Origin of the sequence: Geomonas propionica, assembly GCF_016458235.1 — a bacterium.
GTDB lineage: Bacteria > Desulfobacterota > Desulfuromonadia > Geobacterales > Geobacteraceae > Geomonas > Geomonas propionica.
Genome location: NZ_JAEMHK010000002.1, coordinates 366,081 through 387,242, shown reverse-complemented (window position 1 = coordinate 387,242; position 21,162 = coordinate 366,081). Strand labels below are relative to the sequence as shown.

Below are 21,162 nucleotides of genomic sequence, written 5' to 3'. Positions count from 1 at the left end.
ACCAACTCCGTAACCAGGTGGATACATGTCTCAGAATCTCGTCATAGTCGAGTCTCCCGCCAAGGCGAAGACCATAGAAAAATTTCTCGGCCCCGATTACAAGGTGCTGGCGTCGTTCGGCCACGTGCGCGCGCTCCCCAGCAAGCAGGGGTCCGTGGACGTGGAGCACGATTTCGAGCCCAAGTACGCGGTGCTCCCCGAGAGCAAGAAGCACATCGATGCCATCAAGAAAGAGATGAAGGGGATCTCCTCGCTGCTCCTCGCGACAGACCCCGACCGCGAGGGGGAGGCCATCTCTTGGCACCTTTTAGCGGCGCTCGGTCTGGACGGCAAGAAGAAGATTCCCTTCGACATCAAGCGGGTGGTGTTCCACGAGATCACCAAGGACGCCATCGTGCACGCGGTGCAGAACCCGCGCGACATCTCCGGGCATCTGGTGGACGCGCAGCAGGCGCGCTCGATCCTCGACTACCTGGTCGGCTTCACGCTCTCCCCCTTTCTGTGGAAGAAGATCCGCTACGGCCTTTCCGCCGGCCGGGTGCAGTCGGTCGCGCTGCGGCTCATCTGCGAGCGCGAGAAAGAGATCCAGGCTTTCAAGGAGCAGGAATACTGGACCATCGGCGCCAAGCTTGAGACCGTGAAAAAGCAGGGCCTGACCGCCGCGCTGGTCGAGGCGGCAGGGAAGAAGCTCGGCAAATTCGACATCCCCAACCGCGAGACGGCTTTCGGGCTCTACGAGAAACTGGGCGGCACCGGCGAGTTCCCGAAACAGGACGGTGACGACGGCGCGACGCCGCTCGTGGTGCGGACCCCGGCCAGCCCCGAATACCGCGTCGACAAGGTCACCAAGAGCGAGAGAAAGCGCTCCCCGTCGCCGCCGTTCACCACCTCCACCTTGCAGCAGGAAGCGGCCAGGAAGCTCGGCTTCTCCGCCAAGAAGACCATGTCTACTGCGCAGAGGCTGTATGAGGGCATCGACGTCGGCGAGGGCGCGGTCGGTCTCATCACCTACATGCGTACCGACTCCGTGGCGCTCTCCAACCTGGCCCTCGAGGATGCACGGCAGCTGATCACCTCGCTCTACGGCAAGGATTACGCCCTGGAGAAGCCCCGCTTCTTCAAGAACAAGTCGAAAAACGCGCAGGAAGCCCACGAGGCGGTCCGTCCGACCTACATCTCCAAGACCCCCGCGGAGGTGAAGAAGTTCCTCACCTCGGACCAGTTCAAGCTCTACGACCTGATCTGGAAGAGGACCGTCGCCTGCCAGATGGCCGAGGCGCTCCTGGACCAGACCTCCGTCGAGATCACCGCCGGCGAGGGGTACCGTTTCCGCGTGGCCGGCACCGTGATCCGCTTCGCCGGCTTCATGAAGCTCTACATCGAGGGCGTGGACGACGAGGAGGAGGGCAAAGAGAAGGAAGGGACGCTCCCGCCGCTTGCCGAGGGGGACGTCCTCAAGCTGCAGCAGCTGCTTCCCGAGCGCCACTTCACCCAGCCGCCGCCGCGCTACACCGAGGCGACCCTGGTGAAGACCCTCGAAGAGTACGGCATCGGGCGCCCGTCCACCTACGCCTCGATCATGAACACCATCATCGAGCGCAAGTACGCGCGCCTGGACAAGAAGCGTTTCTTCCCCGAGGACGTGGGCATGGTGGTCTCCGACCTTCTGACCAACCATTTCAACCAGTACGTCGACTACAACTTCACCGCCAACCTCGAGGAACAGCTCGACATGGTCTCCCGGGGCGAGAAGCAGTGGCGGCCGCTCTTGCACGAGTTCTGGGGGCCGTTCATCAACCTTCTGAAGTTGAAGGAAGGGGAAGTGAGCAAGTCCGACCTGACCACCGAGGCGACCGACGAGGTCTGCCCCGAGTGCGGCAAGCCGTTGGTGGTGAAGCTCGGCAAGTTCGGCAAGTTTTTCGCCTGCACCGGCTATCCCGAGTGCCGCTACATCCGTCCCCTGGACAAGGAGACCGGCGAGGTGGTCGAGCCCGTGGTTTCCGAGGAAGTCTGCGACAAGTGCGGCAGCCACATGCTGATCAAGGAAGGGCGTTTCGGCAAGTACCTGGCCTGCTCCGCGTACCCCAACTGCAAGAACATCCAGCCCTTGGTGAAGCCCAAGGGGACCGGCATCACCTGCACCGCCTGCGGCAAGGGAGAGTTGATCGAGAAGAAGTCCCGTTTCGGCAAGCTTTTCTACTCCTGCAACCGGTATCCCGAGTGCAAGTTCGCCTTGTGGGATCTCCCCGTGCAGAAGCCCTGTCCCAAGTGCGGTTTCCCGCTTTTGGTGAAGAAGGTCTACAAGCGCGAGGGCGAGTTCCTCAAGTGTCCCAAGGAAGGGTGTGACTACCAGAGCAACAAAGAGTAGGTGCGAGGGGACTGGCTCCGCAGGTGCCGGTCCCCTTTCACGCAGTTAATAGTGACGTGCGCGGGGTCTTCGGACCCCGCTTTGATTTTGAAGACACCGCAAAAAGCTTCAACGCAAAGGCGCCAAGCCGCGAAGGCGCAAAGGGAAAAGCGGGTTCCAGACAAAGGCTTTTTCAACGCAAAGCCGCAAGGGCGCAAAGGAAAAAGGACGTTGGGTTTCCCCTCTAAAGGTTTTCCTGGTTTCTTTGCGCCTCTGCGTCTTTGCGTTAAATTAAAGTTTTGGTTTTAGTTTCGTAGTCTCTTTGCGCCTCAGCGGCTTTGCGTCTTTGCGTTGAAGCTTTAGCTTAAAGATTTAGGAGAATAGATGACCCAGCAGATCACGGTAATAGGCGGCGGACTGGCCGGATGCGAGGCAGCCTGGCAGGCGGCCAAACGCGGCGTGAAGGTTCGCCTGTACGAAATGAAGCCGCAGAAATACTCCGAGGCACACGAGCTCCCGGGCCTCTCCGAACTGGTCTGCTCCAACTCGCTGCGCGGCGACTCCCTGGAGAACGCCGTCGGTCTTTTGAAGGAAGAACTGCGCCGCCTGGACTCGCTCTTCATGGAAGGCGCCGAGGCTACCAAGGTCCCCGCCGGCGGCGCGCTGGCCGTGGACCGCGAACTCTTTTCCACCTACATCACCGAGAAGATCGAGCAGCACCCCAACATCGAGGTGGTGCGCGAAGAGCTGACCAGCATCCCCGAGGAGGGGATCGTGGTGGTCGCCTCCGGTCCTCTCACCAGCGGCCCCTTGGCCGAAGAGATCGGCCGCCTGGCCGGCAGCTACCTCTACTTCTACGACGCCATTGCCCCCATCGTCGCCGCCGACTCCATCGACTACGACAAGGCATTCCGCGCCTCCCGCTACGGCAAGGGTGACGGCGACGACTACCTGAACTGCCCCATGGACGAGGAGCAGTACCGCAGTTTCGTCAGCGAACTCCTGGCCGCCGAGAAGGTGGAGCCCAAGAGCTTCGAGAAGGTGGTCCACTTCGAGGGGTGCATGCCCATCGAGGAGATGGCGAGCCGCGGCGTCGAGACGCTCCGCTTCGGCCCGATGAAGCCGGTGGGGCTTGCCGATCCCCGGGTCGGCGTGGAGCCGTACGCCGTGATCCAGCTGCGCCAGGAGAACCGCGAGGCCACCATGTTCAACCTGGTCGGTTTCCAGACCAAGCTCACCTGGCCCGAGCAGAAAAGGATCTTCCGCATGATTCCCGGCCTGGAGCAGGCCCAGTTCCTGCGTCTTGGCTCCATGCACCGCAACACGTTCATCAACGCGCCGCAGCTCCTCTCGGCCACCTGCCAGTTGAAGAGCGATTCCCGGATCCTCTTCGCCGGCCAGATCACCGGCGTGGAAGGGTACGTGGAATCCGCTTCCAGCGGTTTCGTTGCCGGGGTCAACGCGGCGCGCCTGGCCAAGGGGGAGGACCTGATCGTCCCTCCCGCCGAAACCGCCATCGGCGCGTTGGCGCGCCATATAACTAACACCGAAGCGGCGCACTTCCAGCCTATGAACGTGAACTACGGGCTCTTCCCGCCACTGGGCGGGCGCATCAAGAAAAAGGAAAAACGCGGTCTCTTGGCGCAACGGGGCCTTGAGGCGCTGCAAACGTGGTTGCCCGAGGTCGCCGGGTAGCCGCTCCGCGTCCCAGACGGGGCGTGCCGAGGAGGTTGCTATGACGGGGAACAAGGAACGGCAGGAAATAAGCGTCGTCGGGCGGCTGCTTTCGCTGGAGGCCCTGGTCTTCGTGATGGGGGTCGCTTCACTGGTGTATGGCCTTGCCACCGGCAGCCACCGGAAGACCGTCCTCGGCGCCGTCGTGGTGCTCGCGCTGCTCCTTATCTTCCGTTTCTGCCGCCGTTGTCGCGGCAAATAATCAAGGAGAAATCATGTCAGTAGCACCCATCGTACTAGCCTCCGCTTCCCCGAGGCGGAGCGAACTGCTGGAATCCGCCGGGATCAGCTTCCGCGTCCTGCCCGCCGACATCTGCGAGGACCAGCTCCCCAACGAGGAGCCGGTCGACCACGTGCTGCGCCTGGCGGAAGGCAAGGCCCGCGCCGCGGCGGAAAAGACCGAGGGGCGCTACTTCCTCGGCGCCGACACCATCGTCCTTTGCGACGGCGAGATCATGGGTAAACCCAAGGACCACGCCGACGCGCAGCGCATGCTGAGGAAGCTTTCCGGCGTGCCGCACGAAGTGGTGACCGGCTTCGCCATCTACGACCGCGAGCGCGACGATGCCCTGGTGGAGGCGGTGCGCACCAAGGTCTTTTTCAAACCGCTGCGCGACGAGGAGATCGATGCCTACATCGCCACCGGATGTCCCTTCGACAAAGCCGGCGGCTACGCCATCCAGGGTGGCGCGGCGCACATGGTACAGAAGATCGACGGCTCCTACACCAACGTGGTGGGGCTGCCGCTGTGCGAAGTGGTCGAGAAACTGAGGGTCTTGGGCGCACTGTAGGACAAGGGGGACGCAATGGGTGAGATTGCCGAACATCTCAAGGAGATTCGCGAGCGCATGGCGCAGGCCGCTGCCAGGGCAGGGCGTGAACCGGGGGCGGTACGACTGGTCGCCGTTTCCAAGACCAAGCCCGCCGCTGCCATAGCCGCCGCCTTCGCCTGCGGCCAGACCATCTTCGGAGAAAACTACGTCCAGGAGCTGGTGGCGAAGCAGCCCGAGCTCCCCGGGGAGATCTCCTGGCATTTCATCGGCAGCCTGCAAAGCAACAAGGTACGTCAGATCGCCGGCAAGGTGGACCTGATCCACTCCGTGGACCGCCTGAGCCTGGCTCGCGAAATCGACCGGCAGTGGGGCGCCCTGGGCAAGGTGTGCGACATACTGGTGCAGGTGAACATCTCCCGCGAAGAAACCAAGGGGGGGGCCAGCAGCGAGGAGCTCCTGGGGCTGGTGCGCGAGGTGGCGCAACTGCCGAACCTCAAGGTCAAGGGGCTGATGACCATGCCCCCGTTCTTCGATGATCCTGAGGGGGCGCGCCCCTACTTCCGCAAATTGCGTGAGCTGGCCGAAGAGGTGCGTCAGGCTGCCATCCCCGGCGTGGAGATGCGCGAGCTGAGCATGGGAATGTCCGGCGATTTCGAAGCCGCCATCGAGGAAGGCGCCACCCTGGTGCGGGTCGGCTCCGCCCTGTTCGGCGAGCGCCAGTACCACTGAGGCAGGGGAGGTCATGGTGCCAGGAGAGCAAAAGCAGGTATCAAAGCTGCGGCGCCCCTTTGTGGTAGCGGGCGCCGTAGTGGGAGCATCGTTAAGTGGTTGGTATCTTTATCACAACTTCGGCAGGAGCGGCGTCGCCGCAGCCGATCCCATCTGGACCCGCTTCGTCAATGTCGCCCTCATCATGTTCGTGTCCATCTATCTGGCCAACCTGCTGCGGCGCGGGGTTGAATCCTTCAGGAAACGCTAGTCTTCGTCCGCGATCTTGGCCGGTGCCGGCACCAGTGCCAGGAAGCCGGAAACCCGCTGGGCGATGAGCGATTCCATCACCGCGAAGACCAGGGATATGGTGGCGTAAAAGGCCAGCGCCGCCTCCATGGAAGACGGTATGGAAAGGTCGTGCTGGGAGTGGCGCACCATCCAGAGCATGGCGACTGCCACCGCACCGCAACCGAACTGCCGCCACACCCAGTTGTTCTGTTCGACGAGGAGCTCCATCAGTTGCTTGATCTCACCTTCCAGGAAGTGGCGTTCGGCCACGAGCCAGGACATGTAGATGCGAGGCAGCATGACAGCGGTCATGGTCATGGTGACGGTCATCATCATTGCGCCGAACATGTTCATAATTTTCCCCCCGTTACCAGTTCTGATTCCGTTTCCCTCCCTGTAGCACAAACAACGCCCAAAACCCCTCCCTGTGACATTATCTCTCATTAAGACCAAAATCATGTCATTCCGTGAAGTTGTAGAATAGGCGAGGGTAGTCAAGCGTCAGGTGGGGTGGCAGAGGTGGTCCCTGTTGTACGGCATTTGAACAGGTGCTGTTCGGTTATTACGCGAAATCCCCCAAGACCATTAGCCACGGAGAACATCTGAGTAAATCTGAGCAAACCGACCCAAAGAGTTTAGGTTTTCTCCAGCCGTTGTTTTTCCTCAGACGTCCTCAGATTTTCTCCCTGTGAATGGTTTGTCTTTCCCTTTCAGGTTTTCTCCGAAGTTCCCATCCTTTACAAAAAATTAAGTTGTCACTAGTGCCTCTTCGTGCTAACGCTGGAAAGTTGCGAATTCAGCACAGGGAGAAAGCATGATCCATCTGTCCAACATAACGAAACAGCACGGCTCGCAGGTCCTTTTCCGCGACGCCAGCTTCCAGATACTGCCCAGTTCCCGTTCCGGCCTGGTGGGCCCCAACGGTGCGGGCAAGACCTCGCTCTTCAGGATCATCACCGGCGAGGAAGAGGTCGACGCGGGTGAAATCACCGTCGCCAAGAAAACGAGCATCGGCTACTTCTCGCAAAACATCGGCGAAATGGCGGGACGCTCCGCCCTGGAAGAGGTGATGGCGGTCTCCGCGGAGACGGTGCGCCTTGCCGCGGAACTGAAGCAGATGGAGGAGCAGATGGGGCTCCCCATGTCCGACGACGACATGACGGCTCTCCTGGAGCGTTACGGCTCCGCCATGGAGGAATTCGAGCACCGCGGCGGCTACGATCTCGACTCGCGCGCCAAGGAGGTCCTGACCGGCCTCGGCATCGGCCCGGACCGCTTCCATAACCCGGTGGAATCCTTCAGCGGCGGTTGGCGCATGCGCGTGGCCCTGGCCGGGATCCTCACCCTGCAGCCCGACGTGCTGCTTCTGGACGAGCCGACCAACCACTTGGACGTCGAATCGATCATCTGGCTGGAAGAGTGGATCGCCAACGAGTACAAGGGCGCGCTCCTCATGACCAGCCACGACCGTGACTTCATGAATCGCGTGGTGAACCGCGTGGTCGAGGTAGCCAACAAGACCGTGACCACCTACGGCGGCAACTACGACTTCTACGAGAGGGAGCGTGACATCCGCCGCGAACAGCTTCTGGCGAGCCACAAGCGCCAGCAGGATATGCTCGCCAAGGAGGAGGAGTTCATCGCCCGCTTCGCCGCCCGCGCCTCGCACGCGGCGCAGGTGCAGTCCCGGGTGAAGAAGATCGAGAAGATCGAGCGCATCGAGATCCCCGCCGAGGAGCGGGTGGTCAAGTTCGAGTTCGCCACCCCGCCCAGAAGCGGCGACGACGTGGTGATCATGGACAACCTGGGCAAGAGCTGGTCCAACCCGGACGGCAGCGTGCATCCCATCTTCTCCGGTGTGACCGGGGTCATCAAGCGCACCAGCAAGATCGCCGTGGTCGGTGTGAACGGCGCCGGCAAATCGACCTTCCTCAAAACCATCGCCGGCCAGACCGACGCCAGCGAGGGGATGGTAAACCTGGGCGCCAACGTCGAACTGGGCTACTTCAGCCAGCACGCCATGGAGATCCTCGATCCCAAGAAGACCATCTTCGAGACGGTGCAGGACGTTATCCCGATGGCCACCATCGGCGTGATTCGGAACCTGCTGGGGGCCTTCCTGTTCCAGGGGGACGACGTCGACAAGCGGATCGAGAACCTTTCCGGCGGCGAGAAGAGCCGCGTGGTGCTGGCTACGCTCCTGGCGCGCCCGGTCAACTTCCTGGTGCTGGACGAGCCCACCAACCACCTGGACATCCGCTCCCGCGAGATTCTCCTCGACGCCCTGGAGAACTTCCAGGGGACCGTGATCCTGGTGAGCCACGACCGTCACTTCCTGCGCAAGCTCGTGGACCGGGTCATCGAGGTCGATCACGGCGAGATGCGGCTGTACGAAGGGAACTACGACTACTACCTCTCCAAGACGGCGCATGCCTGATCCGGTGCGGTCGGCGGTGGCATCGGGCAAGATTAATGCGGCTTACATTCTGTGTTTGCCTTGAGTGGTCGCTCCGTGTTATAAGAGCCAACTGTAATTCAATGTCATCGAACAAAGGAGATTGCAATGTCGAAAAAACAGAATGAAATGACCTTTAAATACATCTTCACCTACGATTACAACCCGGTCTATGTCAACGGCGCGCACGGCGGGATCTCCCCGCGCGGCGAACTGGTGATCAACTTCTACCTCGAGCGCCAGCCGCTCCCGAACTCCATCAGCCACGAGATCACCCAGGCAGGCACCATCGGTCCCGAGACCGAGGTGGAGCCGTCGGATCTCGGCCGCAGCCTGGTGCGCCAGGTCATCAACGGCGTCGTGGTGAACCACCAGACCGCGCGCGAGCTGCACTTCTGGCTGGGCGAGAAGCTCAAGGAACTCGACGCGCTGGAGCAGGCGCGCCAGGCCATGGCTGCCGAGCAGGCCGGCCAGGTAACCCACTAACAGCAGCGCTGGCAGCACAGTAACAGGGGCGGCATCCCGTACGGGATCGCCGCCCCTTCTTTTGATAGTCGCGGTTGCCAAGCCCCTCCCCCAGGAGGGGGGAGGCCGGGAGGGGGGGAGCAGCGTCATTGCCCCCACCCTGTCCCTCCCCCTCCGGGGGAGGGGACGTTAGCTGCGTGTTCATCAGATAGAGTAGAGGATGCGGGAAGGAGTCACATGTCCAAACAGTACGTGGTAGGAAACGAGTCGGTGCGCATGATTGAACTTGGGCACCCTTGGATCATCGCCGATGCCTATACCAGGAAATGGCCCGCCGGCGAGGCGGGGGACCTGGTGGAGCTGGTGGACGGGTCCGGGCGCTTTCTCGCCTCGGCCCTGCTGGACCCCAAGGACCGCATCGTGGCCCGCATCCTGTCGCGCGAGCGGATGCGCCTGGACCGGGGGTGGGTGCAGGGACGCCTGGAGCGGGCGGTGGCGCTCAGGAAAAACCACGCGCAGCTGGACGACTCGGACGCGTACCGGCTGGTCAACGGCGAGGGGGACGGCCTCCCCGGGCTCACCGTGGACCGCTACGGCGACTACCTCATGGTGCAGGTCTACTGCTCTGGGTGGCGCAGGCATCTGAAACTGGTGACCCAGGCGCTGGAAGAGCTCCTGTCGCCGGCGGGGATCTACGAGAAGGGACGCCCCCAGAACACCCGGGAACTGGAGGCGGAGAGCGACACCAAGAAGTACGGGCGACTGCTGGCGGGGAAGCCTGCCACGGAGCCACTCTTGGTACGGGAAAACGGGCTCACCTACCGAGTCAGCCTGGAGCTCGGCCTGAACACCGGGCTCTTCCTCGACATGCGCAAGAACCGGCGCGACGTCATGGCGCGGGTGCAGGGCAAGCGTTTCCTGAACCTCTTCTCCTACACCGGCGCCTTCTCGGTCGCCGCCGCCGCAGCCGGGGCCAGCCTGGTCACCAGCGTCGACGCTTCGCCCGGCTACATGGCCCAGGCGAAGGAGAACTTCGCCCTGAACCGGTTGAACCCCAAGCGGCACGAGTTCCTGGTCGGGGACTGCTTCACGGTACTGGACGACCTGGCCCGGCAGAAGAAGGTCTACGACGTGATCCTGATGGATCCTCCCTCCTTCTCCACCACGGCCAAGAGCCGCTTCACCACGCGCGGCGGCACCTCGGACCTGGTGGCCGCGGCGCTCAAACTGCTTAAGACCGGGGGGCTGCTGATTACCTCATCCAACCACCAGAAGGTGGACCTGGCGGACTACCTCAAGGAACTGCGTCGCGGCGCGCTGCAGGGTGGGGACCAGTTGCAGGTGGTTTCCTTCGGCGGTCAGCCCGAGGATTTTCCCTACCCGGTGACCTTCCCCGAAGGGCGCTACCTCAAGTACGTCATCGCCGTCAAGGGGTGACGGGGCGGGATCAGCTCACCCCGCAATCGTGCAGGAACTTGGCGTAGCGCTTATCGGTGAGTTCGATGTGGTTGAGCACCCAGCTGGACAGGAAGTTCAACAGTTCCAGTGCCAGCCCGGGGCGCTTTGAGCTCAGCCGCTCCTTGAAGGCGAACGCCTTGGCGATGAAGCGCTGGTGCTCCAGTTCGTGCAGGGCCATCTCGGGGTACCTGTGGGTGCGAAACAGCTCTTCCTCTACGGCGAAGTGGGCCTGCGCATAGTTGAACAGGTTGGTGAGCACGTCCTCCACCACGTCGGCGCTCTCGTTGTTCCTGATTGCCTGGTCCAACTCGTCCATCAGCTGGATCAACATTTTGTGCTGCTCGTCTACCTTTACGATCCCCACGCTCAAACTTTCCGACCACTCGATTATGTCCATGAACCTCTCCCTGTACAGGGTGTTGAAACTGTCTCTATGCGTGCTCCGTAGCCAACCGGGCCAACTCTGTGCTATCTTTTCCCTTCAGCGCCAATTTTGCCGTAGCGACCGGAGCCTTCATGGCCGAACCCTCACCGCATGAACTGGAAATCTCCTGCCAGCAGATCCTGCTGCCCGACTCGTCGGTCTACTCCGTGCAGTGGATCGATCTCCCCCTCGAGGCGGCGCTGCGGGCCAACCCGGCTTTCCTGCTGCAGCACTACTTCAAGGTGGTGCGTCGCTGCACCTTGGGGCTGATCACACCGGTCCTGGAGCCGTACGGTGTCGAGTTCCGTGTCACCGGGACCCGCCGCGCCCTGCTCGCCTTCAGCGCGGCCCGCTTCGAGGATGACCAGGGGATGCAGGCTGTGCACCTGTGCATCAGCGGCGGCATTCTGGTGCAGCCCGGGGAGTGCGACAGCGGCATGTTTTCCCTGCTCACCACCATCGGGGCCGACCATGGACGGGTCACGGTGCAGCTCTCCGACTACTGCCCACTCCTGTTGGGGAGCAGGAACCCTTCCCGGCTGCGCAAGCTCTGCTACGGGATGACGCAGTCCTTCTTCCACAAGGTGGTCACCATCAGGTACCTGGCCTCCCTGTTCCGCGAACTGTGCGGCGTGAAGGCGCGGGTGGCGGTCAGAAACGTGGTGGTGCGCCAGGGGACCGATATCTGACCCAAGCTACTATTCGGATAGAGGTGGGACTACTTGAGGGATTTGAAGGGGGATACTGAAACAGGGGGGCGTTAGGCGGGCTTCTTCTGGTTCAGAGATTCGTAAAGCGCGATCTGCTCGGCGCTGGAGAGCTTTTTCTTGGGGCTCTGCTTGCCCAGGCACATTCTGCACCTGTCGTCGGAACACCATTGGCAGAAGCTGCAGTCAGGACAGGGGTGCTTCTTGCAGTCGTGAGCGCACTCTTTCTTTTCTTCCATATGACCATTCACCAGGGCTGTGACTGAAAAAGCGGCGCCGGCACCATTGCCGTGCGCCGCTTTTCTTGTGCCGTCTAGTACACCAGGTTCCTCTTGGGGGCGGTCCCCTCGACGATGCGGGCGAAGGCTTTGCCCTGGTCCGAGTTGATCAGCAGGTAGCGCGGCAGCTTCATGGCCACGTCATTGGGGCCGGCGTGGTGCGCCTCGATGGTGAAGGTCGCCACGTATCCCGCGTCCGCCGCCTTCTTCAGCAGGTAGTCGTCGTAGATCCCGAACGGCCACGCCAGGAGATCCACCTTGGTGCCGAGCTTCTCTTCCAGCTTCGCCTTGGACTTCTTGAGCTGGGTCTGCACCGACTTCTCGAACTCGGCCGGAGCCATCTTCTTCTTGTCGTGCCTGAAGTTGGGATGCCAGAAGGTGTGCGACTGGATGTCGAAGCCGTTCTTCTGCAGGGTTTTCAGCTGTTCCCAGGTCATGGCGTACTTGGCGTTGGAGATGGCCGAGGGGTACACGAACACGGTCACCGGGACGTTGTACTTCTTGGCCAAGGGCAGCATGTCGCTGTACACGGACTTGTGCGCGTCGTCCTCGACGATGACCACCGATTTCGGTGCGGGGGCGGGACCCTTCTTCAGGTAGTAGTCCACCAGCTTCCTGAGCGGGATCACGGTATAGCCGTTGTCCCTTAAGTATTTCAGGTGTTCCTCGAAGACCGAGGTCTTGATGGTCATGCCATCGGCCACGGTGGGGCCGAAGCGGTGGTACAGGAGTATGGGGACGTGGACCCCCTGGTTGGCGGCGGGCTGTGCCGGCTTGGCGGCGGGGGTGACGGCCTGCGCGCCCGGTACGGCCAAAAGGGCGACGACGAGGAGCAGGAGCAGGATACGATACTTCATCGGTGTAAAACCTCCGGTTGATTTTTCAAACATCACAACATACCAGAAAGCGCGAAAATGTGAAACGCAGAATGCGCCGTCAAAACAAAAGGGACGCGATGGATGTTCGGCGGGATGGTAGACTTCACCAGTTGAAATTACGCGTAAAAGGAGGAAGTCATGACATCTTTCCAGCTCAAGTGTCCCGGCTGCGGCGCCGTGAACCGCATCCCCGCCGACAAGGAGGGGGTGTCCGGGGTGTGCGGCAACTGCCGCGCCAAACTCCCGCCTCTCTACAGCACCCCCCGGGTGCTCAACGACGCCAACTTCGACGCCTTCATCGCCGCCTATCCCGGCCCCGTGCTGGCGGAATTCTGGGCTCCCTGGTGACCGCACTGCGTGTCATTCGCACCGGCGGTGCGAAAAGTGGCGGCACTTCTGGCCGGGGAGGCCGCAGTGGTCCAGGTCGACACCGATCAGAACCCGGCGCTGTCCGGGCGCTTCGGGGTGCGCGGCATCCCGGTGCTGCACCTGCTGCGCAAGGGCAAGTCGGTCGACCAGCTCTCCGGGGCACAGCCGGCGGAGACGGTGGCGGCCTGGTTCAGGCGCCTGCAGCCGGTTAGATGACCTTTACTGGCATAGACTCTTCGCCGTACTCATTGACAGCGACTCAGTGTTTGGCAGAATTGGTGTCTAGCCTCATAATGAGAACCGGGAGGTGGCAATGACGACGGACCAACTGCAGATCCTTGAGAATCAACTGGTGGCCAACTGTCAGTACAAGGGAATCCAGACCACCTTGCACAAGTTACTGGAGAGTCTCTACGAGGGGAAAACCCTCGATGCCATACTCGCCGAAATGCTGGAGTGAAATGAGCCAGGCCCGGAATCACAGACCCACGATCCGTCAGCAGTTGTCCATCCTGGTCGCCGCCTGCGTCTTGCCGGTGTGGCTGATCGCCGCCCTTATGGCGCGTCACGCCTACGTCACCAAGCTGGACCAGGTGAGCCGCGACCTGCTCGAAAACGCACGCGCCATGACCATGGCCGTTGACCGGGAACTGGCCAACGTGGAGGCGTCCTTGAGCGCGCTAGGCAGCTCCCCGTCCTTCAGGGGGCGCGACTTCATTACCCTGCACCAGCAGAGCAAGGAAATCCTCAAGAACTACCCCGGTGCCGACATCATCATCGCGGACCGCACCGGGCAGCAGTTGGTGAACACCTACCGCCCCCTGGGGAGCAAGCTCCCCAAGCGCAGCAACCTGGATGTGGTGCGTCGGATCTTCGAGGAAGGCAAACCCATCGTCAGCAACCTCTTTCGGGGCGCGGTCACCAAGCGCCCCGTGATCGCCATCGACGTGCCGGTGGTCATCGACGGTGTGGTCGCCTATGACCTTTCCATGTCCTTTCCCTCGCAGGTGCTTTCCTCGGTGCTGCAAAGCCAGAACGTCTTCAAGGAGTGGTACGCGACGGTGGTGGACCGCAACGGCGTGATCACCGCCCGCACCAGGGACCTGGAGCAATTCGTGGGCAAGGAGCTGACCGGGGACCTGCGCCCCGCCCTGTCCCGATCCAGCGAGGGGACGCTGCTGGTCAAGAGCGCCAACGGTGCTGCCACCTTTTCCGCCTTCTGCAAATCCTCCTTCTCGGGGTGGACCGTGGCCGTCGAGGTCCCCACCGATATGGCGCTGGCCAACATCTATAGCTGGATGCGCTGGGCGGTTGGCGTGGGCGTCGCCATCTCGCTGCTCGGTATCCTGCTCGCATCCTGGCTCGCCAACCGGATCGCGAAGGACATCCAGGCGCTGGTGCAGCCGGCCCTCGCCATCGGCAGCGGCACGGTGGCGCCGGCGGTCGCCACCGATTCCAAGGAAACCTCGGAACTGGCGGAGGCCCTGGTGCAGGCCTCGCAACTGCTGCAGCGCCGGGCCGCGGAAAGGGATGAGGCGGAACGTCAGCTCTCCCTGACCATCGAGGACCTCCGGCACGAGACCGGCGAGCGGATCCGGGCCATGGAGGAGGTGCGCCGGCAGGAACAGCTTCTCACCCAGCAAAGCCGGCAGGCAGCCCTCGGGGAAATGGTGGGCAACATCGCCCACCAGTGGCGCCAGCCGCTCAACGCGCTGGGGCTCTTGGTGCAGCAGCCCCTTTTGTTCCACGAACTGGGGCAACTGGACCGGGAGTTCCTGCAGGAGCATGTCGCCAAGTCGATGGCCATCGTGAAGCACATGTCGCAGACCATCGACGACTTCAGGAACTTCTTTCGGCCCGACAAGGAGAAGCTCCGCTTCAAGGTGGCCGATGAAGTCGCCAAGGTGCTGTCGCTGGTCGACGGCAGCCTGCAGGCGCTGGGGATCTCCCTCAAGGTGCTTCAAGAGGGCGATCCCGTCGTCGAGGGGTACCCCAACGAGTTTGCCCAGGTCCTGCTCAACATCCTGGTGAACGCGCGCGACGCCATCGCCGAACGCGCGGTGGCAGTCCCGTCGGTAGAGGTCCGCATCGCGGAGCAGGGGGGGAGGGCGGTGCTTACCATAACCGACAACGCCGGCGGCATACCCGAAGAAATAATGGAACGGATCTTCGATCCCTACTTCACCACCAAAGGGCCCCAGACCGGGACCGGGGTCGGGCTGTTCATGTCCAAGACCATCATCGAGAAGAACATGGGAGGGGCGCTCACCGCGTGCAACGTGGACCAGGGCGCCCAGTTCCGGATAGAGGTTTGAAAATGGCAACGACCATGATGCTTGTGGAAGACGATCGCGACACCCTGGAAATCCTCTCCGTCGTGCTGCGCCGAAAATACGGCGACCTGCAGCTTTGCACGGCGGAGAACGGCAGACAAGGGGTGGAACTTTTCAAGGAGCGGGATGCGGACATCGTCATCACCGACGTCAACATGCCGGAGATGGGTGGCGTGGCCATGGTGCAGGCCATCCGGGGCATCAAGCCGCAGGTGCAGTTCATCTTCATCACCGCCCATGCCGGGCGAGCGACCCTGGAACACTCGGTGGGGTCGGGATTTCAACTCGACCATTACATAGAGAAGCCGGTCGATTACCGTGATCTCTTCTCAGCCATAGAGGAGTCGCTGGCAAAGGTGAGGGCTATGTCGTTGGCAGCGCCCGCCGGTACTGAAGTTAAGCCGCGTCCGCATGCGCTATAAAGCGAATTGAATAACGAATTGTGTACAAGCGCTTCTGCAGGTTGTATACTAGCCGCGTTTGCCTTGACGCTGTCGTACTGCTATGAGAGAGACTCGCCACACACAAGGAGGACGTCCATGAAAAAACACCTGCTCCCTATCCTCGTTCTGACTTCGCTTGCTCTTCCCGCCGCCGCCATGGCGACGCCCCCCCGTCCGGGCCCGTACGTCTCCGGCTTTATCGGAGTGACCGTACCCGAGTCCGTCAACGCCACCAGCTTCGACGGGGTCACCACCTTCAACGACCGCATCAAGTTCGATCCCGGCCTCAACGTCGGGGGCACCCTGGGCTTCGACTTCGGGCTCATGCGTCTGGAAGGGGAGATCTCCTACAAGGACCTGCAGTTGAACCGGGTCACCGACCGGGACAGCGGCCAGCGTTTCAGGATCGCGGACGGCAACGTCGATACCACCGCCTTCATGGCCAACGTCTTCTTCGACATGCACAACGACACCCCCATCACTCCCTACCTGGGCGGCGGCGTAGGCTTCGCCGCGCTGCACCTGAACGACGTCTACAGCACCGCCAACGATTTCCTTTATGACGCCGACGACCAGGTGGTGCTCGCCTATCAGGCGGGCGGCGGTCTGGAAGTCGCCCTGAACCGGCAGCTTTCTCTTGACCTCGCTTACCGCTACTTCGGCACCTCCCAGGCCTCCTTCATAAATACGGAGTTCGAGGTCCGTACACACAACGCGACGATGGGCCTCAGACTGAAGTTCTGAGAGGGGACAGCCACGGGAAAGCCATGAACGACCTGAGTGCTCAGAACCAGGAACTGGAACGGCAAAACCAGCAGCTCCTCGACGCCTATGCGCAATTGGACCAGGTCCTGGCCCAGTACGCGGAACTCTACGACTGCGCGCCGGTAGGCTACCTCACCATAGGGGAGGGGCGGCGCATCGAAAAGGTCAACCTCACCTGCTGCACACTGCTGCAGAGGGACCGCGTGGTCCTGCTGGGGAAGGATTTCGTGGAGCTGGTGGCCAAGGAGGACCGTGCGGCCCTGCTCGACTACCTGGACCGTCTTTTCTGCCACAGGGACGGCGAGTGCGAGGTCAGGCTGTACAACGGCACGCCGGTTCTGCTGGAGTCCGCCGTATCGCAAGAACACCGCGAGTGCCGCATCGTCATGCTGGATGTGAGCCGGCAAAAGCAGGTCGAGGGGGCCTTGCGGGAAAGCGAGAAACGTTTCAAGGCACTGGTGGAGGTCACCTCCGACCTGGTCTGGGAGGTGGACGGCAGGGGCGTATACACCTACGTCAGCCCCAAGGTGTTCGACCTCCTTGGCTACACGCCCGAGGAGGTGGTGGGTAAGACCCCCTTCGACTTCATGCCGCGGCACGAGGCCGACCGGCTGCTCGTGATCTTCGCCGGGCTCGCGGCTCGCCAGGAACCGTTTCACAACCTCGAGAACGTCAATACCCGCAAAGATGGCAACGAGGTGTTGCTCGAGACCAGCGGCGTTCCCATCTTCGATGGCGGCGGCGTCTTTTGCGGTTTCCGGGGCATCGACCGGGACATTACCTTCCGCCCCTCTCCCAGGCGGGAGGGGTAGCACGCTTGCCAATCCATTGCAATCAACGTAAAAAGGCCGGGTCTCGATGTCCCGGCCTTTTTACATGGGGCAGCCAACGGCACGGCGTGGGCGTCGGCTGGATTATCTCTTTGTAATCAACCGATTTTGTGATATTTTGGCCGCTCTTCAAGAGCCGCTCACTCGGTGGGGCGACAGCTATGGCAGCAGGCGCAGTCGGAGGCGCTGCCAGGCACCGACGGCACGCAGACCGGCAGGTCGTGGTACCGCCGGGGCACACGGTGGCGCTCCCCGGTCGTAATGGTGGTTCATTATGTACAGGTTTGGCAACATAGCCGCGCCGCTGCTCGCGAGCTTCGCGACACTGATAGCGACCCTTTACTGGGCCGACACTCACGTGGTCCTGGAGCCGACCGCGCTCCTTCCCCTCCTGAACACCGTTTTCCTTGCCCTGATCCCGTGCATCATCGTGTTTGTCTCCACGAGGCTCTTCCTGGCCGTCGGCCACCTGCCCATGCTCATGCTCGGTTGCGGCATGCTGGCGCTGGGTGGAGCCGGGGCGGTGTCGGGGTGGTTCATCGGCCAGGCCGACGGCCCCAACATCACCGTCACCATCTACAATAGCGGTGCCTTGCTGAGCGGGCTGTTGCTCGTGGTCAGCCCCGTCATTCCGCTGCTTGAGTTCAAGGAGACCCCGCCGCGGCTTCGGCTTCCCCTGGTCCTGATCTGCTACCTCGCGGTCGCCCTCGTTTCCGGCAGTATCGTCGCTGCCGCGGTTACCGGTCTTGCCGGCCCCTTCATCGTGCAGGGGGAGGGGGCCACCTCGACAGGGAGTGCGGTGCTGGCCGCCGCCATCGCATGTTACGCCGCCACCGCCGCGTTGTCCCTGGGACGGTACCTGCAGACCCGGCTGGAACAGTTGCGCTGGTACGCCACCGGGCTGGCGCTGTTCGCCACCGGGTTGACCGGCGTGATGCTGCAGAAGTCGGTGGGCAGCCCCATCGGGTGGGCCGGGAGAACGGCCCAGTACACGGGCGGGATCTGCATCCTGGTCGGGGTGTTGATCTTTTGGAGGTCCATCCTCAACACCGGCCGCCCCATTGCCGAGGCCTACGGCGAGGCTTCCCGCAGGCGCATCAGCGAACTGGAGCAGATGAACGCCCAACTGCAGCGGGTCGTTGCCGAACAGCAGGTGACGCAGAAGGCGCTGCAGGAAAACCGCATGCTGTTGGTCAACATCATCAGCGGCACCTCCGACGCCATCTTCGCCAAGGACCTGCTCGGGCGCTACACGCTGTTCAACGCCGCGGCCGAACGGTTCGTGGGCAAGGGGGCGGCCGAGGTACTGGGCCAGGATGACGGCTTTCTCTTCTCGCCGGAAGAGTCCGCAGCGGTGATGGCCTACGATCGCAAGGTGATCGACTCCGGGGTGGTCAATACCTACCAGGAGGTCGTAGCCGACGTGTCAGGTCGGACCGTCACCTTCCTTTCCACCAAGGGCCCCCTCTTCGATGCCACCGGGGCACCCTCCGGCCTGTTCGGCATATCGCGCGACATCTCCCAACTGAAGAAGGCTCATGATGAGCTCGACCGGGTGTTGCAGGAGCAGAGCATCATCCTGGAGAATGCCCCCATCGCCATCTTCAAGATCGTGGACAGAAAGCAGGTGTGGATCAACCGCAAGGCGGAAGAGCTGTTCCAGTATACGAAGAAGGAGATGGAACTGCAGACCACGCGCAAGCTCTACCCCTCGGATGAGGCGTATGAAAAACTGGGGCGGGAAGCCTACCCTGTCCTGGCGCAGGGCTTGCCCTTTGAAACGGAGCAGGAACTGATCAGAAAGGACGGCGCGCGGCTGCGGGTCAGGTACGTCGGCAAGGCCATCAACCCCGCGGACATGTCCCAGGGGATCCTGTGGCTCCTGGAGGATGTGACCGAGCGCAGGCTGATGGAAGAGGCACTGCGTGAGGGGGAAAGGCTGTACCGCACCCTCCTGGAGAACGTGCCGGCGATCATTTACAACTACTCCACCAAGCGGGGCGGGCTTTTCTATTCTCCCCATGTGGCGAGGGTATTCGGTTACCCGCTGCAGGAGTTTTACGACGACCCGATGCTCTGGAAGAACTCTTTGCATCCGGATGACGTCGGCAAGATCGAAGCGATCCTCGCGGGGATACGGGACCAGGGGCAGGGGGAGCAGCACGTCGAGTACCGTGTGCGCAACAGTAACGGTGCCTGGATTTGGCTGCACGACGCCTTGATCAAGTCTGAGATCGCCGGAGATGACGCCGTCATCTTCGGTATTGCGCAGGACATAACCGAGCGCAAGAACCTTCAACTGAAGCTTGCCGAGAGCGAGCTCAAGTTCCGCCACCTGGTCATGAACGCCCCGTTCCTGGTTACCAACGTCGACCGTGCCGGCAACATCGAGTTCATCAACAGGTGTTCGGAGGGGTTCGATCCTGAAACGGTCATCGGGACCAGCTCCTACGGCTACCTGGCCGGCGAAAGCAAGGAGATCTACCGCGTCGCGCTGGAGCGGACCTTCGAGCAGCAGGCTCCGCAAAGGATCATCGTGTCGGGACTTGGCGACAACGGCACTGTGCGCTGGTTCGAGACCGTGCTGGGGCCGCTGGTCACCGACGGCAAGATGGCTTCGGCCATCCAGGTCACCATCGACATCACCGAGCGCAAGCTGGCGGAAATGGCACTGCAGGACGCCCGCGACGAGCTGGAGCGCCAGGTCGCTGCGCGCACGGAGTCCCTTACCGCGGCCAACACCCGGCTGCGCGCCGAGGTCGAGGAGCGCATGCGCGCCGAGGACCAGATCCTCGAGCATCAGAAGAAAATGGAGGCATTGACCCAGGAACTCTCCCTCACCGAGGAGCGCGAGCGCGAGCGCATCGCCGGGGAACTGCACGACCAGGTCGGGCAGCACCTCATCCTGGTGAAGCTGAAGCTGCAGTGGCTGGCCAACGAGCTCTCCTCCGGGAAGGAACTTGCGGTAGCCGAGGAGATCGACAAGCTCCTGTCCCAGTCGATCCAGGACATCCGTTCCCTTACCTTCCAGTTGAGGCCCCCGATCCTCGCCAACGCCGGGCTCGGTCCGGCGATCAACTGGCTGGCGGAAGAACTGCGGGAAAACTACGGGCTCAACTTCGAGATCTCCGGCGATCAGGCCCCGCTTTCCCTCAGGTACGAGGTCCGCTCCTCCATTTTCCAGGCGGTGCGCGAGATCCTGTTGAACGTGGTCAAGCACTCGCACTGCACCCTGGCCCGTATCAGCCTGGGCAGCAATGCCGGATGTGTCCGGATCGAGATTTCCGACAACGGCACCGGCTTCGACCCGGACGAGGCGGCCAGGAAAAAGTGCCGCACCGGCGGCTTCGGCCTGTTCAACCTGCGCAAGAAGATCGAGTACCTGGGTGGGGAGTTCCGGATCGAGACCGAGCTTGGGGCGGGGACGCGGGTTCTCATCACAGTGCCCCAGGATGCGGTGGGTGCAAGCGATGGGACAGCCACCGAGTCGATGGGCGCTGCCGGGTAGGTTGAGCGGCACGCGATCAGCCGCTGTCGGAACCAGTAGAAAAAGAAAAGGCCAAGTCATTCGACTTGGCCTTTGTTGTTAGCATGGTGGCGATACTGGGTTCGAACCAGTGCCCCCTGCCGTTGACCGGTAGGATACCTCACTAAAACTAATGACTCCCATGTTTTCAGTAGTTTAAGCGCTAGCCTCTACCTGGGGCACAGCCGTCGGCATCCAGTTAACCCACCATCGGCATGTTGAGACCCACCTCAAAATCTGTAAAGGCTCAACATTTCATAGGGGGGCCTCCGTTGGACGCCGATACTGGTTTGAAATTCGCAGCCAATCCACAGTTAAGATGTATTTGCTGGGTTAAAAGTCATTTTGATACTGATTGCGACGCTATTCTTTTGCAAG

General features: G+C 62.0%; 21 protein-coding genes. 17 read left to right on the top strand and 4 right to left on the bottom strand.

The window, feature by feature from the left end:
- The first annotated feature begins 25 nt into the window (after positions 1-25).
- The 6 genes from topA to JFN90_RS04310 all read left to right on the top strand — a co-directional run bounded on the left by topA (position 26) and on the right by JFN90_RS04310 (position 5,833).
- Complete coding sequence (gene topA / locus JFN90_RS04335; RefSeq protein ID WP_199393871.1) at positions 26-2,368, top strand: type I DNA topoisomerase; 2,343 nt, start codon at positions 26-28, stop codon at positions 2,366-2,368.
- A 363-nt stretch (positions 2,369-2,731) separates the two neighbouring features.
- A complete protein-coding gene (gene trmFO, locus JFN90_RS04330; RefSeq protein WP_199393870.1) occupies positions 2,732-4,042 on the top strand; it encodes a methylenetetrahydrofolate--tRNA-(uracil(54)-C(5))-methyltransferase (FADH(2)-oxidizing) TrmFO in 1,311 nt (436 codons plus the stop codon).
- Between the two features lie 40 nt (positions 4,043-4,082).
- A complete protein-coding gene (locus tag JFN90_RS04325; RefSeq protein ID WP_199393869.1) occupies positions 4,083-4,283 on the top strand; it encodes a hypothetical protein in 201 nt (66 codons plus the stop codon).
- Positions 4,284-4,296: 13 nt separating this feature from the next.
- Positions 4,297-4,872 (top strand): Maf family nucleotide pyrophosphatase, encoded by a 576-nt coding sequence (locus tag JFN90_RS04320; RefSeq protein ID WP_199393868.1) that lies wholly within the window; start codon positions 4,297-4,299, stop codon positions 4,870-4,872.
- Between the two features lie 15 nt (positions 4,873-4,887).
- Positions 4,888-5,583 (top strand): YggS family pyridoxal phosphate-dependent enzyme, encoded by a 696-nt coding sequence (locus tag JFN90_RS04315; RefSeq protein WP_199393867.1) that lies wholly within the window; start codon positions 4,888-4,890, stop codon positions 5,581-5,583.
- A gap of 13 nt (positions 5,584-5,596) precedes the next feature.
- Positions 5,597-5,833, top strand: a complete 237-nt coding sequence (locus JFN90_RS04310; RefSeq protein ID WP_199393866.1) for a hypothetical protein — start codon at positions 5,597-5,599, stop codon at positions 5,831-5,833.
- On the opposite strand, the gene JFN90_RS04305 is transcribed toward JFN90_RS04310, so the two are convergent.
- On the bottom strand, positions 5,830-6,207 hold the full coding sequence (locus tag JFN90_RS04305; protein WP_199393865.1) for a hypothetical protein: 378 nt from the start codon (positions 6,205-6,207) through the stop codon (positions 5,830-5,832). The genes JFN90_RS04310 and JFN90_RS04305 overlap by 4 nt on opposite strands.
- Before the next feature lie 460 nt (positions 6,208-6,667).
- On the opposite strand from JFN90_RS04305, the gene JFN90_RS04300 reads away from it, so the two are divergent.
- From JFN90_RS04300 to JFN90_RS04290, 3 genes are all read left to right on the top strand, one after another.
- Complete coding sequence (locus JFN90_RS04300; protein WP_199393864.1) at positions 6,668-8,290, top strand: ABC-F family ATP-binding cassette domain-containing protein; 1,623 nt, start codon at positions 6,668-6,670, stop codon at positions 8,288-8,290.
- A gap of 126 nt (positions 8,291-8,416) precedes the next feature.
- Positions 8,417-8,794: a hypothetical protein gene (locus JFN90_RS04295; protein ID WP_199393863.1), complete on the top strand. Its 378-nt coding sequence runs from the start codon at positions 8,417-8,419 to the stop codon at positions 8,792-8,794.
- A 216-nt stretch (positions 8,795-9,010) separates the two neighbouring features.
- Positions 9,011-10,210, top strand: coding sequence for a class I SAM-dependent rRNA methyltransferase (locus JFN90_RS04290; protein ID WP_199393862.1), 1,200 nt, complete (start codon positions 9,011-9,013; stop codon positions 10,208-10,210).
- Positions 10,211-10,220: 10 nt separating this feature from the next.
- On the opposite strand, the gene JFN90_RS04285 is transcribed toward JFN90_RS04290, so the two are convergent.
- Positions 10,221-10,628: a bacteriohemerythrin gene (locus tag JFN90_RS04285; RefSeq protein WP_199393861.1), complete on the bottom strand. Its 408-nt coding sequence runs from the start codon at positions 10,626-10,628 to the stop codon at positions 10,221-10,223.
- Positions 10,629-10,747: 119 nt separating this feature from the next.
- Between JFN90_RS04285 and JFN90_RS04280 the strand changes: the two genes are divergently transcribed.
- Positions 10,748-11,344, top strand: coding sequence for a hypothetical protein (locus JFN90_RS04280; protein ID WP_199393860.1), 597 nt, complete (start codon positions 10,748-10,750; stop codon positions 11,342-11,344).
- A gap of 71 nt (positions 11,345-11,415) precedes the next feature.
- Here JFN90_RS04280 and JFN90_RS04275 read toward each other — a convergent pair whose 3' ends face one another.
- Complete coding sequence (locus JFN90_RS04275; protein ID WP_199393859.1) at positions 11,416-11,601, bottom strand: hypothetical protein; 186 nt, start codon at positions 11,599-11,601, stop codon at positions 11,416-11,418.
- A 74-nt stretch (positions 11,602-11,675) separates the two neighbouring features.
- A complete protein-coding gene (locus JFN90_RS04270; RefSeq protein ID WP_199393858.1) occupies positions 11,676-12,497 on the bottom strand; it encodes a polysaccharide deacetylase family protein in 822 nt (273 codons plus the stop codon).
- Positions 12,498-12,656: 159 nt separating this feature from the next.
- Between JFN90_RS04270 and JFN90_RS04265 the strand changes: the two genes are divergently transcribed.
- The 7 genes from JFN90_RS04265 (at position 12,657) to JFN90_RS04235 (ending at position 20,766) form a co-directional block, all read left to right on the top strand.
- Positions 12,657-13,103, top strand: a complete 447-nt coding sequence (locus tag JFN90_RS04265) for a thioredoxin family protein (RefSeq protein WP_199393857.1) — start codon at positions 12,657-12,659, stop codon at positions 13,101-13,103.
- A gap of 97 nt (positions 13,104-13,200) precedes the next feature.
- Positions 13,201-13,347, top strand: a complete 147-nt coding sequence (locus JFN90_RS04260) for a hypothetical protein (RefSeq protein WP_199393856.1) — start codon at positions 13,201-13,203, stop codon at positions 13,345-13,347.
- 1 nt (position 13,348) lies between these two features.
- Complete coding sequence (locus tag JFN90_RS04255) at positions 13,349-15,202, top strand: sensor histidine kinase (RefSeq protein WP_199393855.1); 1,854 nt, start codon at positions 13,349-13,351, stop codon at positions 15,200-15,202.
- Positions 15,203-15,204: 2 nt separating this feature from the next.
- The gene (locus JFN90_RS04250; protein ID WP_199393854.1) at positions 15,205-15,642 is read left to right on the top strand and encodes a response regulator; all 438 of its coding nucleotides are present in this window, start codon (positions 15,205-15,207) and stop codon (positions 15,640-15,642) included.
- Between the two features lie 117 nt (positions 15,643-15,759).
- Positions 15,760-16,407: an outer membrane protein gene (locus tag JFN90_RS04245; RefSeq protein ID WP_199393853.1), complete on the top strand. Its 648-nt coding sequence runs from the start codon at positions 15,760-15,762 to the stop codon at positions 16,405-16,407.
- Positions 16,408-16,430: 23 nt separating this feature from the next.
- Entirely contained in the window at positions 16,431-17,240 is an 810-nt protein-coding gene (locus tag JFN90_RS04240; RefSeq protein ID WP_199393852.1) for a PAS domain-containing protein, read from the top strand.
- 292 nt (positions 17,241-17,532) lie between these two features.
- Positions 17,533-20,766, top strand: coding sequence for a PAS domain-containing sensor histidine kinase (locus JFN90_RS04235; RefSeq protein ID WP_199393851.1), 3,234 nt, complete (start codon positions 17,533-17,535; stop codon positions 20,764-20,766).
- Positions 20,767-21,162 lie beyond the last annotated feature (396 nt).

Coding starts and splice junctions, on each gene's coding strand:
- topA (WP_199393871.1), top strand. CDS start 26: ATGTCTCAGAATCTCGTCATAGTCGAGTCTCCCGCCAAGGCGAAGACC.
- trmFO (WP_199393870.1), top strand. CDS start 2,732: ATGACCCAGCAGATCACGGTAATAGGCGGCGGACTGGCCGGATGCGAG.
- JFN90_RS04325 (WP_199393869.1), top strand. CDS start 4,083: ATGACGGGGAACAAGGAACGGCAGGAAATAAGCGTCGTCGGGCGGCTG.
- JFN90_RS04320 (WP_199393868.1), top strand. CDS start 4,297: ATGTCAGTAGCACCCATCGTACTAGCCTCCGCTTCCCCGAGGCGGAGC.
- JFN90_RS04315 (WP_199393867.1), top strand. CDS start 4,888: ATGGGTGAGATTGCCGAACATCTCAAGGAGATTCGCGAGCGCATGGCG.
- JFN90_RS04310 (WP_199393866.1), top strand. CDS start 5,597: ATGGTGCCAGGAGAGCAAAAGCAGGTATCAAAGCTGCGGCGCCCCTTT.
- JFN90_RS04305 (WP_199393865.1), bottom strand. CDS start 6,207: ATGAACATGTTCGGCGCAATGATGATGACCGTCACCATGACCATGACC.
- JFN90_RS04300 (WP_199393864.1), top strand. CDS start 6,668: ATGATCCATCTGTCCAACATAACGAAACAGCACGGCTCGCAGGTCCTT.
- JFN90_RS04295 (WP_199393863.1), top strand. CDS start 8,417: ATGTCGAAAAAACAGAATGAAATGACCTTTAAATACATCTTCACCTAC.
- JFN90_RS04290 (WP_199393862.1), top strand. CDS start 9,011: ATGTCCAAACAGTACGTGGTAGGAAACGAGTCGGTGCGCATGATTGAA.
- JFN90_RS04285 (WP_199393861.1), bottom strand. CDS start 10,628: ATGGACATAATCGAGTGGTCGGAAAGTTTGAGCGTGGGGATCGTAAAG.
- JFN90_RS04280 (WP_199393860.1), top strand. CDS start 10,748: ATGGCCGAACCCTCACCGCATGAACTGGAAATCTCCTGCCAGCAGATC.
- JFN90_RS04275 (WP_199393859.1), bottom strand. CDS start 11,601: ATGGAAGAAAAGAAAGAGTGCGCTCACGACTGCAAGAAGCACCCCTGT.
- JFN90_RS04270 (WP_199393858.1), bottom strand. CDS start 12,497: ATGAAGTATCGTATCCTGCTCCTGCTCCTCGTCGTCGCCCTTTTGGCC.
- JFN90_RS04260 (WP_199393856.1), top strand. CDS start 13,201: ATGACGACGGACCAACTGCAGATCCTTGAGAATCAACTGGTGGCCAAC.
- JFN90_RS04255 (WP_199393855.1), top strand. CDS start 13,349: ATGAGCCAGGCCCGGAATCACAGACCCACGATCCGTCAGCAGTTGTCC.
- JFN90_RS04250 (WP_199393854.1), top strand. CDS start 15,205: ATGGCAACGACCATGATGCTTGTGGAAGACGATCGCGACACCCTGGAA.
- JFN90_RS04245 (WP_199393853.1), top strand. CDS start 15,760: ATGAAAAAACACCTGCTCCCTATCCTCGTTCTGACTTCGCTTGCTCTT.
- JFN90_RS04240 (WP_199393852.1), top strand. CDS start 16,431: ATGAACGACCTGAGTGCTCAGAACCAGGAACTGGAACGGCAAAACCAG.
- JFN90_RS04235 (WP_199393851.1), top strand. CDS start 17,533: ATGTACAGGTTTGGCAACATAGCCGCGCCGCTGCTCGCGAGCTTCGCG.